The 13837-nt window shown below is 46.5% G+C and carries 15 protein-coding genes; 5 read left to right on the forward strand and 10 right to left on the reverse strand.

The features are described 5' to 3' along the window. Positions 1-69: 69 nt before the first annotated feature. Positions 70-402 carry a hypothetical protein gene (locus tag D9A03_RS16740; RefSeq protein WP_120498344.1) on the reverse strand — a complete coding sequence of 111 codons (333 nt, stop codon included), beginning with the start codon at positions 400-402 and terminating at the stop codon, positions 70-72. A gap of 31 nt (positions 403-433) precedes the next feature. Beyond that, positions 434-1123, reverse strand: coding sequence for a helix-turn-helix transcriptional regulator (locus tag D9A03_RS16745; RefSeq protein ID WP_120498345.1), 690 nt, complete (start codon positions 1121-1123; stop codon positions 434-436). A gap of 214 nt (positions 1124-1337) precedes the next feature. Here D9A03_RS16745 and D9A03_RS16750 point away from each other — a divergent pair, with 214 nt between their 5' ends. Then, positions 1338-2009 (forward strand): glutathione S-transferase family protein, encoded by a 672-nt coding sequence (locus D9A03_RS16750; RefSeq protein ID WP_120498346.1) that lies wholly within the window; start codon positions 1338-1340, stop codon positions 2007-2009. A gap of 28 nt (positions 2010-2037) precedes the next feature. Here the strand turns inward: D9A03_RS16750 and D9A03_RS16755 are convergent, their stop codons facing one another. Next, complete coding sequence (locus tag D9A03_RS16755) at positions 2038-2817, reverse strand: tetratricopeptide repeat protein (RefSeq protein WP_120498347.1); 780 nt, start codon at positions 2815-2817, stop codon at positions 2038-2040. 102 nt (positions 2818-2919) lie between these two features. On the opposite strand from D9A03_RS16755, the gene D9A03_RS16760 reads away from it, so the two are divergent. Continuing rightward, the gene (locus D9A03_RS16760) at positions 2920-3807 is read left to right on the forward strand and encodes an SDR family oxidoreductase (RefSeq protein WP_120498348.1); all 888 of its coding nucleotides are present in this window, start codon (positions 2920-2922) and stop codon (positions 3805-3807) included. Here the strand turns inward: D9A03_RS16760 and D9A03_RS16765 are convergent. The 5 genes from D9A03_RS16765 to D9A03_RS16785 all read right to left on the reverse strand — a co-directional run bounded on the left by D9A03_RS16765 (position 3804) and on the right by D9A03_RS16785 (position 7351). Then, the gene (locus tag D9A03_RS16765; protein WP_120498349.1) at positions 3804-4259 is read right to left on the reverse strand and encodes a cupin domain-containing protein; all 456 of its coding nucleotides are present in this window, start codon (positions 4257-4259) and stop codon (positions 3804-3806) included. The genes D9A03_RS16760 and D9A03_RS16765 overlap by 4 nt on opposite strands. Before the next feature lie 65 nt (positions 4260-4324). Continuing rightward, positions 4325-4642: an AzlD domain-containing protein gene (locus tag D9A03_RS16770; RefSeq protein WP_120498350.1), complete on the reverse strand. Its 318-nt coding sequence runs from the start codon at positions 4640-4642 to the stop codon at positions 4325-4327. Continuing rightward, entirely contained in the window at positions 4642-5454 is an 813-nt protein-coding gene (locus tag D9A03_RS16775; protein WP_254055077.1) for an AzlC family ABC transporter permease, read from the reverse strand. Before D9A03_RS16775 ends, D9A03_RS16770 begins: the two co-directional genes overlap by 1 nt. 9 nt (positions 5455-5463) lie before the next feature. After that, complete coding sequence (locus D9A03_RS16780) at positions 5464-6426, reverse strand: bifunctional helix-turn-helix transcriptional regulator/GNAT family N-acetyltransferase (protein ID WP_120498352.1); 963 nt, start codon at positions 6424-6426, stop codon at positions 5464-5466. A gap of 127 nt (positions 6427-6553) precedes the next feature. Next, positions 6554-7351, reverse strand: a complete 798-nt coding sequence (locus D9A03_RS16785) for an alpha/beta fold hydrolase (protein WP_120498353.1) — start codon at positions 7349-7351, stop codon at positions 6554-6556. A 32-nt stretch (positions 7352-7383) separates the two neighbouring features. Here D9A03_RS16785 and D9A03_RS16790 point away from each other — a divergent pair, with 32 nt between their 5' ends. Beyond that, complete coding sequence (locus D9A03_RS16790) at positions 7384-8610, forward strand: glycosyltransferase family 4 protein (RefSeq protein ID WP_120498354.1); 1227 nt, start codon at positions 7384-7386, stop codon at positions 8608-8610. 29 nt (positions 8611-8639) lie between these two features. Here D9A03_RS16790 and D9A03_RS16795 read toward each other — a convergent pair whose 3' ends face one another. Further along, the gene (locus D9A03_RS16795) at positions 8640-9680 is read right to left on the reverse strand and encodes a D-cysteine desulfhydrase family protein (protein ID WP_120498572.1); all 1041 of its coding nucleotides are present in this window, start codon (positions 9678-9680) and stop codon (positions 8640-8642) included. A 204-nt stretch (positions 9681-9884) separates the two neighbouring features. Further along, complete coding sequence (locus tag D9A03_RS16805; RefSeq protein ID WP_162938215.1) at positions 9885-10697, reverse strand: alpha/beta fold hydrolase; 813 nt, start codon at positions 10695-10697, stop codon at positions 9885-9887. A 413-nt stretch (positions 10698-11110) separates the two neighbouring features. Between D9A03_RS16805 and thrS the strand changes: the two genes are divergently transcribed. After that, a complete protein-coding gene (thrS, locus tag D9A03_RS16815) occupies positions 11111-13030 on the forward strand; it encodes a threonine--tRNA ligase (RefSeq protein ID WP_120498358.1) in 1920 nt (639 codons plus the stop codon). A 211-nt stretch (positions 13031-13241) separates the two neighbouring features. Continuing rightward, a complete protein-coding gene (infC, locus tag D9A03_RS16820) occupies positions 13242-13763 on the forward strand; it encodes a translation initiation factor IF-3 (RefSeq protein WP_120498359.1) in 522 nt (173 codons plus the stop codon). The last annotated feature ends 74 nt before the right edge of the window (positions 13764-13837 follow it).

A 13837-nucleotide genomic window follows, 5' to 3' on the forward strand; every position in this document is an offset into this window, starting at 1 on the left:
GGCATAAATAAAGGAGCTGTATTCGTTACGGCTCCTTGTTTTTTTGCATTAAGCATGGTGATAGATATTTTAACTTAGATAGTTTTCCAGCAAGGATACCAGCGTGTTGGACAAGTTATCGGGTTGATGGCATTTCAGGGGGTGCGATGTTTCAGTTTCATAAAAGCCAAGGTCCTCATTGAAGCGAAGTTTTCCTTCTTCGAACTCTCTTGATTGAAAGCCGTTTTCTTCGCTCATGGAGACAAAGATAAGCTTCTGAATGGAGTGATCTTGGTTGATTAAAATCCAGTGGAAAATATCTGACTTGGCAGCCGTTGCCGGAAGATCCAAGCGTTTAATTTCAACAAGGTTTATATCTTCATTCGAGAAATAAAAAAGAGTTTGAAAACGTGGTGCGTTCAAATTTTTGTCCTGTATTACGGATTAGTGGGTCTTAATCAGTGAGCAATGGGAACTGGGCATGAAACGCGGCTTCACCACTACGTGAGAACTGAACAACCCTCATATCATCAAGGCGTTTTGCCCAGCCCTTTTCATAGATGTGATCCAGTAAGGCAGTACCAAGTGATCCTGCGAGATGGCTTCTGCGTGCGCTCCAGTCCAAACAAGATTTACAGAGTGGACGCTTGGCTTTTTGCAATGGATCAAGATCAATACCCAGATCTTTTATAAAATCACGACCTGAGTTTGTAAGTGTAATCTCATCCTGATTTTCGAGAAGAAATCTTCTGCCAACCAGACTGTCAAACATCTGAACGCCAAATTCACCGGCAAGATGATTATAACAAACCCGTGCCTTCCTCATTTCAGGGGCTTTAGGGCCTGTACGGGTTCGGATATGCCCTTTTTTTGCAGCTAAACCCATCATGGTTTCAAGCAAAGCAGCCACATCTTCATCTGCGAGATTGAAGTATCGATGACGTCCTTGCTTGCGTTGACGTATCATGCCACCAGCTTCAAGTTTTTTAAGATGAGCGCTGGTTGTTTGTAAGGTGATGCCTGCTTCATGGGCAAGTTCACTGGCCGTCAGGGCTTTTCCGCTAATCAAGGCAGAGAGCATATTTGCCCGGGCTGGGTCTCCGATGAGGGAGCCGATAAGAGTGATATCTGGTCCTTCTTTCATGCTTCGATATTAAGCGAACTATGTGAAGGTGTAAACCTCACCCTGAAAAGTCAATTTAAAAAGAGATGTCATTTTTTCGACAAAATTTAAGTAGATTTATAATTCTTCATTTAAAAACAAAGTGTTTTCTTCGTTATTATTCTGTGTCAGATCTTTTGCCTAAACTTGTTTTCCGTGGTTTTCTCATTCGCTCAGTAGGGTTATAGTCCAGAAAATGAGAAAGCTTCATCATCTTCCCCTCGATTCTGGCTGTCGTAAAATTCGCATGTTGTTGCGAGAGAAAAAGCTCGAATTCGAATTATATGCTGAAAAAGTCTGGGAGCGCCGCGAAGCGTTCTTGGCACTAAATCCGGCTGGCGAAGTACCTGTGCTTGTTGAAGATGATGGAACAAGCATAACAGGTGGTGCACAGGTCATCTCTGAATATCTGGAAGAAGCCTACCCAGATCAAAGCCTTTTGGGCGATGATCCTTTGTGTCGCGCCGAAGTCAGGCGTTTGATTTCGTGGTTTGATGACAAATTCCGCCGTGAAGTTACCGCTAATCTGGTTGAAGAGAAGATGCTAAAGCGTTTTCTGGGGCTGGGAGAGCCAAATTCTCAGGCTATACGGGCAGGGCACGCCAATATTCATTATCATTTGGAATACATCAGTTGGCTTACAGATCGCAGAACATGGTTGGCCGGTGATGATTTTTCGCTGGCTGATATAACGGCTGCTTCTCACATCTCATCCCTTGACTATATCGGGGATGTTCCCTGGAAAGAGCATCAAGGGGCCAAAGACTGGTACGCGCGTGTAAAATCCCGCCCTTGTATGCGCGGTGTTCTAACCGATTTGATACCGGGTGTGCCACCGCCCAAACACTATGCTGATCTCGATTTCTAGGTAGCACTAGAAATCATAATTTTAGAAACTACTCGACAGTTACATCCAATTTTTCGAGGTTTAGTTGTGCGGCATCAGCAGCAGGTGTCCCCAAAGCAATGTTGACGATTCTGAGCCAATCTTCCCGTGCGCCATTATTATCGCCAGCCAGGCGTTTTAGTATGCCACGTTCAAGCAAGGCTTCCAGATTGTCTGGTTCCAGGTTCAGTGCGAGAGTGATGTCTTGTAGGGCTTCAGCATCGTTCCCCAGGAAACGCTTTGCGGTGCCGCGCAAGGCTAGGATGTCTGCGCGTTCCGGCTCCAAACTGTGAGCAACTTCCAGATCAATTAAAGCTTCGTCAAAGCGGCCAAGTTCAGCCAAAATTTCTGCTCGGTCGATGTAGTATTCCGTGCCGTCGGGGAAGAGGGTAATTGCTGTGCTTTGTACGGCAAAAGCACGTTCCAAATCACCATGATCATACCAGGCGCGCCCGGCCTGATGAAGCAGTTGCGAGCGTAATTCAACATTGTCCGTCTTCATCACGTCCGCGAGCTTTTCCAGACGTGTTGCCGCGGCATCGTATATTTTTAATGCATACAATGCTTGCGTCGCACAGTGCTCAGCGGGAAAGCCGCCGCCTTGAGATGCCCAGGAAAGAGCGGATTCAAATGCAGCGTCCGGTCGGCGTTCAACCAGTTTTATACAGGCGATGTATTGTTCTTCGTGATTGATTGGTTCTTTGCGCCCCGCTGCTTCACTTGAAAAGGAGAAGCTAACAGCCATGGGCAGCATAAAAAGAGTCGTGAAGAGTGTGTTTTTTTGTGTCATAGGCGCATTTGGACCATAAATTTATTACTTTGCAAGCTTTGCTTTTCAGTTTGTAACGAGACCCTATATAAGAAATTAGGCAATTTCGAGATTGAGGAACGTATGTCACATCATTCCAAGCATTTGTTTTGTTTTGGCCTGGGTTTTTCTGCCCTGATTTTTGCTAGGCGGATGATGTCTCTTGGCTGGAAAGTATCGGGAACAATCCGTCCTGATTCGGATAAAGACAAGGGAAAAAGAGAAAGGTTGGAGAGCGAAGGTATTGTCATTCACAATTTTGAGCGCTCTTTACCTCTAGCAGATGCATCAACAGTGTTGGGTGACGTGACCCATATTCTTTCTTCTATCCCACCGGGTAAGGAAGGGGACTGTGTTTTACAGTTGCATGCTGCGGAAATTACCAAGAGTAAAAATCTTGAATGGATTGGGTATCTTTCTACGACTGGCGTGTATGGTAATCGTGATGGTGGTGTCGTTTTTGAAGATGACCCGCTAGATCCTTCAAGCCCGCGAAGCGAACAGCGTGCGCAGGCTGAAAAAGAATGGCTGGCTCTTTCGGAAGCAAGTGATATTCCGGTACACATTTTCAGGTTGGCAGGTATCTATGGCCCGGGGCGAAATCCTTTGGTCTCTCTTAAATCGGGCAAGGTGAAGCAGCGGATAGATAAGCCAGGACACATTTTTAGCCGCATTCATGTTGAAGATATTGCAAATGTTCTCGAAGCATCTGTTAACAGCCCTCGGGCTGGACGCATTTACAATGTATGTGACAACGCCCCGGAAGAGCCATCTAAGGTCACCACCTACGCCAGCCAGTTGCTGGGTATTGATCCGCCACCTCTTGTTTCATTTGATGAGGCGGAAATGAGTCCTATGGCACAAACCTTCTGGCTGGACAACAAGCGGGTAGATAATAGCCGTATTGTAAACGAGCTTGGTGTGAAGCTTGATTACCCCGACTATCAATCCGGATTGAAAAGTTTGCTTTAGGTGTTCGCTTTATTGGGCTTTAGCGTTTCCTGTGAACAGGCAATTGCTTGAATTAGTCCTCTGAAACGGGTCAGGGATTGCATCTGTCCCTCTAAGTCGTTTGCTGTTGTATCGTGTGGACTGTTTTCTGTATCTACAGCAAGTTCAGGTTCCGCCAGAAGTACAATCCAGCATTCTTCTTCGGCAAATGGTTTGTGCATGATGCCTTTGGGAATTACGTGCAGATCGCCTTCGTTGAGTTCAAGAGTTTTGTCCTTGTAATGCATGAGAAGGCTGCCTTTTACAACATACAGTAATTCATCGTCTTCATCGTGTTTATGCCAAGCGTATTCATCTTTTATTTTGGCAACTTTAACGCAGTGGTCATTAACCTGTGCCAAAGTTTGAGGTGACCAATGATCGGTTACCTGCTTCAAGGCATTTGGAAGATTTACAATGTTTTGATCGAGCATTTCGGCGCATTTCCTTAATTGGTCGAGGTTATTGAAGGTGGCAAAGCTTATAGATTTGCCACTTGTCACAGAAGCCATTTGAAAAGGCCAAAGGCGATCATGCCGATGACAATGGTCGTCAGCAGATCCTTGCGAATAAAGCCAACGACCACAGCAACGCAGGCTGCGAGCAGGGACGCATTCTGCAGATTGAATTCGATATCGCTGCCGTTGGGCATTAAAACGGCGGGGACAATGATGGCTGTTAGAACGGCGGGAGGAACAAAATCCAGGGCGATTTTTGCCCAACCCGGAAAGGTAAAGTGGCCCGCAGAAGCAAGAAGGACATATCGTATGCCGAAGGTTACAATGGCCATGCCAGCAATCATAAGGGCTTCGTTCATTATTTTTTACTCCGGCTTAAGAGGTGATAGGACAGGCCAACAGCTAATGCACTGAGGGCAGAGACCATCAAGCCGATTTTGTGCGGCATGTCGGCTGTTCCCAATGACATGGCACCAGCAATAAGAACACAGGCCAGCATCGGGCGGGTCGTCAGGTAGGGAAGAACCATCCCGATAAAGGTTGCGGACATGGCAAAGTCTAGACCCCAGTTTCCGATGTCGGGAAAAAGTTCGCCGAGGGTAATGCCGATGACAGTGCAGAGTATCCAGTTGCCATACATTGCTGAGAAAGATCCAAGGTAGAACCATTGGACATATTTTTTGCGCCAGATGTCATCAGATTTACGGATCTTGTCTGCAATTGTGGCAAAGCTTTCGTCGGTCAGGCCAAAGGCAATCAAGGCTCGCCAAGGCCCGGACAGATGTTTTACATCGTCCACCAATGCGGCTGAATAGAGCAGATGGCGAAGGTTTACGATAAAGGTTGTGGCTATAATAATGAGTGGTCCGGTTCCGGCGGCAAGCAACCCCAGAGCAATAAACTGGGATGAACCGGCAAACACAAAAATTGACATTGCGATTGCCCCGAGGGGAGACAAACCACTTTGTTCGGCAAGGGTGCCAAATATAATGCCGAAGGGAATGGCGCCGACAATCATGGGAATGGTCGCGCGAGATCCGGCAAAAATTTCTCTAAAGATCTCTTTCCGGGAGAGTTTTTGATCTTCGGCTGTTGTCATGTCCCCGGTATCTATAGGCTGTGTGCCCATAGATATTGTCGCACAATTGTCAGATGGGGGTACGTTACTCATTATTCATACTCATAGTGTTACGGTCATATAGATGTTGGCGCGCCGATAGTCAGATTTACCGTTGGGGTGTGGCACTTCACAGAAACCCAGTTTTCGATAGAGTTTTTGGGCGTTAATCAGCTTGCGATTACTTTCGAGAAATACTTTTTTTGCGCCAAGATGACGGGCTTCATTCAAGGCAGCAACAACAAGACGGCGCCCAATGCCTCTGGATTGAGCGGCTGGTGTGACACCAACTTTGGAGATTTCGTAGACGTCGTCTGTGACACGTGCGAGAGCGCAAGTGCCGACGGGAGCTCCGCCACAAAGACCGAAGAAAATTGTTCCTCCACGTGAAAGGTAATATCCCCCGGGATTGTCCAGAGACTCTTTATCCCATTCCTCTTGAAGGTTGAGGAAATAGTAATCCAGCCATTCTTTGTTCAGTTCTTTGAATGATACTGCGTACTGTGGATCCCAGTTGATGATCTCGATGTCTCCGGACAGATAGGGATCCGCCAGATTGTTAAGAACTCTTTGACTGAGCGAAGACTTGTCATTCAGCTGTTCTAGATTGAGAAGCTGGTTAAGCAAATTACCTGGCTCTGTATCTTTTAACATATTATCAAGAGAGCGTTTGATCTCGTCCCAAATGGGAATAAGTTTTGGTAAAGTGTGCTTTGCCTGATCTGACAAGGTCAGTAGCTGTGTGCGTTCATCCCGGGGGGAAGGCTTTTTCTCTATCCAACCCTCCTCAATCATTTTCCGCGCCATTTTGCTGATTGCGGGGTGGCTGACGCCTGTCGCCGTAGCGCAATCAGACACCGAAACAGCCCCTTCTTTGTACAGAAGGTAGAAGAGCGGGAAAAAACCGGCCTGAATGGTGAGGCCGGTTTTTTCGTAAATGATGTTGACCTCATTAAAAAGCATATCGCTCAAACGTTTGAGGCGACTGCCAAGTGTGAGGCTGCCGAGGGAGGCAAGAAAATTCATAATAAACCTATTACGTAACTGGTTACATATTGTCTTATCAAATAGACCTGTTTCGGAAAAGAAGAAAAAGCAGCCGAGATTAAATCGACTGCTTTGTATGATGTGCAAAAGAGGTTAAGTGAGTGACTTAACGACTGATCTCTTTAACAATTTTCTTAAGTCGTTGTAGATCCTGTGGTTCAGAAAGGCGATGATCACCGCTTTTAACCAGAACGACTTCCATGTCGTCAGTTTCAAGCGAATCGACAATTCTGGGGACAATATCCCAAGGAACATCGACGTCCTTCATGCCCTGAATAAGACGGACTGGACAAGTGATCGGCTGTTTCTTGTCCAGTAAGAGATGTTGCCTGCCTTCTTCGATGAGTTTCAGAGTAATGGCGTAGGGTTCGTCACCGTATTCACTTGGTTCGTAATAAACGCCTTCGCTTAATAACGTATCTTTGATTTCTTGCGAAAAGGTGTCCCACATCAGGTCCTGCGTAAAGTCAGGAGCGGCAGCAATGCCAACAAGACCTTTGGTCCTTTCTGGCCTTTTCAAGGCGGCATTCAACATGATCCAACCACCCATGGATGATCCAACCAGTATCTGAGGTCCACTTGTCAGTTCGTCAATAACGGCAATGGCATCTTCTGTCCATTGTCCGATTGTGCCATCTGTGAACTTGCCAGAGGATTGTCCATGCCCCATATAGTCAAAACGGACAAAATTTTGTTTACTGGATTTTGCAAACTCTTCCAGTGCAGTCGCTTTCGAACCCGTCATGTCGGACATATAGCCACCCAGAAAGACGATTCCCGGTAAATCGTTATCGCCTTCTGTCTTTATATAGGCTATATGCTGCCCATTAGGGCGTTCGAGAAACTCTGGAACTTGTGCAGTGAACTCTGTATCACTATTGGGCGCTGTATCTTTATTGGGCATGAATTAAATAGGACTCCTTGTAGTACCGACACATGACGGATGGTTCTCACCTTAACACTTTGATCTCTGAAGCCGCTACCCCGGAGCTTCCTTCTCTTGTGAAATCTGATGGCACCCCCATGACGGTGCTGCAGGTTGTTCCTGCAATGGATTCTGGTGGTGTCGAGCGCGGTACACTGGACATGGCTAAGGCTATTATTGAAGCCGGCGGGAAAGCAATCGTGGCTTCCCGGGGTGGACAATTGGTTGCACGTCTGAAAATTGCCGGGGCGGAACATGTTGAGCTTCCGGTACATTCCAAGAATCCATGGACGATGTGGCGAAATACTGGTCGTCTTGTGCGTCTGATTAAAGACAGAGGTGTTGATTTGGTGCACGCCAGATCGCGCGCTCCAGCTCGTCCAGCTCACAGGGCTGCCCGTAAAACCGGGGTACCTTTTGTGACAACAGTTCATGCGCCATACAATATCAACAATGGTCTAAAGCGATATTACAATTCGATTATGACCAAGGGTGATGTTGTTATCTCCATATCTGAATTTGTGGCGGACTATATCCGTAAGAACTATCAGGTTGATGAGAGTAAAATCCGCATCGTACACAGAGGCATGGACACGGATAGCTTCTCTCCACATGCTGTTAGTGCCGAGCGTGTTATCCAGTTATCGACACAATGGCGACTTCCAGATGGCGTTCCACTGATTATGCTGCCCGGCCGTTTGACTCGCTGGAAAGGACAGAAGGTTCTTCTGCAGGCACTCACGCATCTTCGGGATATTGATTTGTGTTGTGCACTGGTTGGATCTGATCAAGGGCGGGCAGCTTATCGTGATGAGCTGGAAAAGATGATTATGGATAATGATCTTCTGAGCCGCGCTTTCATCATGGATGACTGTAATGACATGCCCTCAGCCTATATGCTGTCTGATGTCGTTGTTTCTGCCTCTACTGATCCCGAAGGTTTTGGTCGGGTTGTTTCCGAAGGGCAGGCAATGGGGCGTCCTGTTGTGGCAAGTGATCACGGTGGCGCAAAGGAACAGCTGGTTCCAAACGAGACAGGCTTTTTGTTTGAAAACGGCGATGCCGAAAGTTGTGCCCGCGCTATCCGCCGGGCTTTAAGCCTAAATGCCCGCGAGCGAGAAATTCTCTCGCTCAAGGGACAGGAACGCGTTCAGAAATTTTTCACAAAAAAGCTGATGTGTGCCAAGACCGTTGGCATTTATCGCGAACTTATTTCTGAAAAAACAATCATTGGATAAAGCTAGGTTGTCCCTAGCGTATTGCTATCTCAGGAAAAACCCTCTATTGCATTTTGATAGGCGAATAGTGCCGGGTTTCCACCCGTGTGGATAAAGAGAACCTTTGCGCCGCGGGGGATTTCGCCTGTGCGAACCTGATCTATCAGTCCAGCCATGGTTCTTGCGGTATAGACGGGATCCAGAAGGATCGCTTCCTGTTGTGCTGTTTTTTCAATGGCCTCTTTGACCTGCGAGTTCATTTTCCCATAACCCGGCGCCAGGGTTTTATCTGATATAATAATATCCTGATCGATTATCAGATTGGGACGGGATATCATCTGTGCCAGTTCGCTAGATCTTTTCCTGATACGATCAGTTTGGCTTTTCTGATCTCGTCTGACGCAAATACCTATGATCGGGACATCCCAGCCAATGGCGCGCGCGCCAACAAGAAAGCCGGCATGTGTCAGGCCACTACCGGAGGGAATGACAACATAGTCAGGCTTCTTTCCTGATGCCATAACCTGTGCATAGGTCTCTGCAGCGGCCCTGATATAACCAAGGCCACCATAAGGTAGTGATCCTAATCCGAGATGAATAACATAAGGGCGCCGCCCTTCACCCTCGAGCTCTTTAGCACGCTTATCAAGTGCTTTGTCAGCACCAGCTTCGTCCTCTCCCTCGGGGAAATAACTAATTTCTGCGCCGAGTAAATTGTTTAAAAAAATATTTCCAGATTTCCGATAAAGCTGATCATCACTTGGAACGCGTTCTTCGAGTTGAACGTGTGCCTGCCAGCCAAGTTTTGCCGCTGCTGCGGCTGTCAGTCTTACAAAGTTTGATTGTAAAGCTCCGGTGATCAAAACTGTATCTGCGTTCGCGTCGACACCAGGTCCAAGGTAGTATTCCAATTGCCGTACCTTATTGCCACCAAAGGCCAAGCCATTGCAATCATCTCTCTTGATCCAGAGCTCAATGCCAAGATTTTGTCCAAGCCTTGTTAGCTTCTCAATCGGCGTCGGTTCGTGTCCAAGAACGATGCGTCGATGTTGCTTGAGTTCAGGAACCAGGTCTTCAGGTTTCGTGTCCATGTACATAATTACTATACCAGGTGAGATTGGGTGGATGTGCAACGAATAGGTTTGAAAGCATTTTTGTTATTTGAACATTAATTGTGATTACTGGATTTCCGCCTGTGTTAAGGTTCCATTTTCCTGAAATAGCAGGTGGCAGCAAAGACGTAAGCTCTAAGATATCATAGATTGCTGTGACTATTCCGAAAAGGAAAGCCTGTTTCATGATTCAGCCTGTTTAATGAAATCCAGAATAAGATTTTGAATCTTTTCTGGTTGATCGAGATTAGCAAAATGCCCTGCATTTTCTACTTTTGAATGAACGAAGCTTGCCTTTCCTTCCAATACTTCAATTGTTTCAGGCAAATATCGATTAATACTCTTGTCGTGGCTTCCGCGAATGATCTGAATAGGGCCTTGGAATTCTAATGCTGTCTTTCGGTAATCATAATGGCGAAGTGATTTTTGGATTGTATAAGCTGCCTTCACATTTAAGTTGGGATACGCAGTTAAAATAAATTGCTTGGTTCTTTCCACACTTGTCGCACTTCTGGCGACTAATTTAGCCATACGAGTGGTCCCCAAAAGACGCATCATCGCGTACTGAAGTATGGGAATAAAAGGTGGAAAATTTAATGAGAACGCTGTGCCAAAAGTTGTCAACGATGAGATTTTTTCAGGTGCAATTTCAAGCAGGGCGAGATTTGCTACCCCTCCCATCGAGTTTCCAACTAAATGGATAGGGCGCTTTCCCATGTGTTGGCATAGTAATAGAAGATCATCCGCCATTGCCTTCACAGAAATAGATTCAAACGTTAGTGGATCAGGGGGGCTGATGTCACCATGTCCGCGCATATCAGGCACAACACAGCAATAACCCGAACGACTAAACAACTCAGCGTCAGCATCGAATTGGTGATGATTAGAGCCTAACCCATGCACCATCAATATAACGGAATAATTATTTTCACCCCATACTTGGAAGCCTAAAGTCACGCCGTCAGCGCACGTCAGTGTTTTATGGACAGGGTTCATTGAACGCATTCCTGACTTCTAGCTAATTAATGTTTCACAGTTTTACCGCGCGCATTTCGGGAAGCCTGTTGCAGAACTGAATAGATGTTGGGATGCTTGTTCATACGCATGATTATTGTACCAAGTAAGATGAGTCATGAATTCGCTTGGAAAGTGTGCCTGCTATTTGAGCATTAATTTCGAAGACGGGGAAGCTCTCTTGTTTAATCAAGTTTATGCCTGAATTCTTCTGAATGTCTCTACAGGGTGGCCTGAAAAAATGAATAGAAAAAACGAATAGAGTGATTCTTTTGATTAAAAGCGCGGAATCCTTGGCGGTGTGCTTGACAGTACAGGGAATCCTTTTACATTGCTGGAACTCTGTAAGAGTCAATTTTCCTAGATGATAGAACAGTAACTGAGAACGATTTCCGATGGTCACAATTACATTGCCTGATGAAAGTCAGCGCAAATTTGATGGTCCTGTAACAGGGCACGAGGTAGCAGAATCTATTGGTCCACGTTTGGCCAAAGATGCTTTAGCTGTGGTGGTAGATGGTGAATTAAAAGATACGACCTATCCAATCACGACGAATGCGACCTTGGAAATTGTGACCCGCAAGCACCCCCTGGCGCTTGATTTGTTGCGCCATGACTGTGCGCATGTGATGGCCGAAGCTGTGCAAGAGCTTTTCCCCGGCACGCAAGTGACTTTTGGTCCATCGACTGACGTTGGTTTCTATTACGATTTTGCGCGTGACGAGCCGTTTTCGACAAATGATCTCGAGAAGATTGAAGCGAAGATGCATGAGATTATCGCACGTGATGAATCCTTTGTTCGTGAAATCTGGGATCGTGAAAAAGCGAAAGAGCATTTTGCATCCAAGGGCGAAAAGTACAAAGCTGAACACGTTGATAACATTCCGGGCGATGAAGATTTGACAATCTATCGTCAGGGTGACTGGCTTGATCTGTGTCGTGGACCGCATGCGCCATCGACCGGGAAGATTGGCAAAGGCTTTAAGCTGATGAAAGTCTCTGGCGCCTATTGGCGTGGAGATAAAGATAATGATCAGCTACAGCGTATTTACGGTACTTGCTGGTCCGATGAGAAACAGCTGAAAAAATATCTTCAGATGCTTGAAGAAGCTGAAGAACGCGATCATCGACGTCTTGGAAAAGAGCTAGGCTTATTCCATTTGCAAGAAGAAGCAACTGGTTCTGTTTTCTGGCACGCGAAAGGCTGGGCGCTGTATCGTTCACTCGAAAATTATATGCGCAAGCGCCTTGAAGCTGGTGGTTATCAGGAAGTGAAAACACCACAGCTGATTGACCGTGCTCTTTGGGAAGCTTCTGGTCACTGGGAGAAGTTCCGCGAAGATATGTTTGTGGCGACATCCGAAGATGACCGTACACTTGCTGTGAAGCCGATGAACTGTCCCGGACATGTGCAGATTTTCAAGCAGGGCCAGACCAGTTATCGCGATCTGCCATTGCGTATGGCAGAGTTTGGTGCTTGCCACCGAAATGAACCATCAGGTGCCTTGCATGGTTTGATGCGCGTGCGTGCCTTTACGCAAGATGATGCCCATATCTTCTGTACCGAAGATCAGATCAACAGCGAAACAGTTATTTTCTGCGATCTGCTGAAGACCGTTTATAAAGACCTTGGTTTTGATGAGATCGTTGTGAAGTTCTCTGATCGTCCTGAAAGACGTGCGGGAACAGATGAATCCTGGGACAAAGCCGAAAGTGCGTTAAGAGAAGCCGTTGAAGAAGCAGGGCTTGAGTACACAATGAATCCTGGTGAAGGTGCATTTTATGGTCCTAAGCTGGAGTTCGTGCTCAAGGATGCGATTGGTCGTGACTGGCAGTGTGGAACTCTTCAGGTGGATGTCGTTTTGCCGGAACGTTTGGATGCATCTTATATCGGCGAAGATGATAAACGTCATCGTCCTGTGATGTTGCACCGTGCTATTCTGGGTTCATTTGAACGCTTCCTTGCTATTCTAATTGAGCAGCACGCGGGTAAGTTCCCCTTGTGGATGTCTCCACAACAGGTGGTTGTGGCTTCGATCACATCTGATGCAAATGATTATGCTGAAGAAGTTCGTGACAAGTTGAAGGCTGCGGGACTCCGGGTGAAAGCTGATTTGCGTAATGAGAAAATTAACTATAAAATCCGCGAACACAGCCTAAGCAAAACACCTGTTATTGCAGTGGTTGGTCGCCGGGAAGCAGAGGAAGGGAAAGTTGCTTTGCGTCGTCTTGGTGGTAAGAATCAAGAAATTATGTCTTTAGAAGAAGCGCTTAGCTCTTTGACTGAAGAAGCAAAATCGCCTGCTGAGAGGTAGACGATAAAAAATAACTTTCGGGTTGCCGACTGGTACTGGTTATTGGCATTATGCGCCACGTTGTGGTTAGGCTTATTGGTGATGTGTATCGCTAGGGGCGTAAACGCAATATAAACGGTTGGTATTTTAGAGTAACAGCCTATTACAGATCAAAAGGTCTGTATTTTGGGATAACAGAAAAAACGGGAGCACGACAATAGCACGCGCACCAATGACGACACCCCCGCGCATCGACGGTCCGCGGGTAAACGAACGGATCACTATCAATTCTGTACGCCTTGTCGACGCAGACGGCGAGCAGGTTGGTGTAGTACCTACACGTGATGCACTCAAACGTGCATATGACGCAGGTCTTGACCTTGTAGAGGTTTCTCCGAATGCGGAGCCACCGGTTTGCAAGATTATGGACTATGGCCGTTATCGTTTTGAAACGCAGAAAAAGAAAAACGAAGCTCGTAAGAAACAAAAAATTGTTGATCTGAAAGAGCTTAAAGTGCGCCCAAATATCGACACGCATGATTACGACGTGAAGATGCGGGCAGCGCAGAAGTTTATTTCTGCTGGTGACAAGGTGAAAGTGACTATGCGCTTTCGCGGACGTGAAATCACGCACCAAGAAGTTGGTCTGGAAGTTCTCAAGCGTATTGAGACCGATCTGGAAGAGATCGCAAAGACCGAGTTGAGGCCGAAAATGGAAGGCCGCCAGATGATTATGATCTTGGCGCCAAAGTAAGCCTGCTGAATGTGAAGCTGAAAAGCTTTAATGAAAAGCCGCTCTTGAACAGGGCGGCTTTTTTGTTGCCTGTT

Source organism: Kiloniella sp. EL199 (genome assembly GCF_900313065.1).
Taxonomy (GTDB): Bacteria; Pseudomonadota; Alphaproteobacteria; order Kiloniellales; family Kiloniellaceae; genus Kiloniella.

Coding starts and splice junctions, on each gene's coding strand:
- D9A03_RS16765 (WP_120498349.1), bottom strand. CDS start 4,259: ATGCTCGATCAAAACATTGTAAATCTTCCAAATGCCTTGAAGCAGGTA.
- D9A03_RS16775 (WP_254055077.1), bottom strand. CDS start 5,454: ATGAGTAACGTACCCCCATCTGACAATTGTGCGACAATATCTATGGGC.
- D9A03_RS16750 (WP_120498346.1), top strand. CDS start 1,338: ATGAGAAAGCTTCATCATCTTCCCCTCGATTCTGGCTGTCGTAAAATT.
- D9A03_RS16780 (WP_120498352.1), bottom strand. CDS start 6,426: ATGAATTTTCTTGCCTCCCTCGGCAGCCTCACACTTGGCAGTCGCCTC.
- D9A03_RS16760 (WP_120498348.1), top strand. CDS start 2,920: ATGTCACATCATTCCAAGCATTTGTTTTGTTTTGGCCTGGGTTTTTCT.
- D9A03_RS16745 (WP_120498345.1), bottom strand. CDS start 1,123: ATGAAAGAAGGACCAGATATCACTCTTATCGGCTCCCTCATCGGAGAC.
- D9A03_RS16790 (WP_120498354.1), top strand. CDS start 7,384: ATGACGGATGGTTCTCACCTTAACACTTTGATCTCTGAAGCCGCTACC.
- D9A03_RS16785 (WP_120498353.1), bottom strand. CDS start 7,351: ATGCCCAATAAAGATACAGCGCCCAATAGTGATACAGAGTTCACTGCA.
- infC (WP_120498359.1), top strand. CDS start 13,242: ATGACGACACCCCCGCGCATCGACGGTCCGCGGGTAAACGAACGGATC.
- D9A03_RS16805 (WP_162938215.1), bottom strand. CDS start 10,697: ATGAACCCTGTCCATAAAACACTGACGTGCGCTGACGGCGTGACTTTA.
- thrS (WP_120498358.1), top strand. CDS start 11,111: ATGGTCACAATTACATTGCCTGATGAAAGTCAGCGCAAATTTGATGGT.
- D9A03_RS16770 (WP_120498350.1), bottom strand. CDS start 4,642: ATGAACGAAGCCCTTATGATTGCTGGCATGGCCATTGTAACCTTCGGC.
- D9A03_RS16795 (WP_120498572.1), bottom strand. CDS start 9,680: ATGGACACGAAACCTGAAGACCTGGTTCCTGAACTCAAGCAACATCGA.
- D9A03_RS16755 (WP_120498347.1), bottom strand. CDS start 2,817: ATGACACAAAAAAACACACTCTTCACGACTCTTTTTATGCTGCCCATG.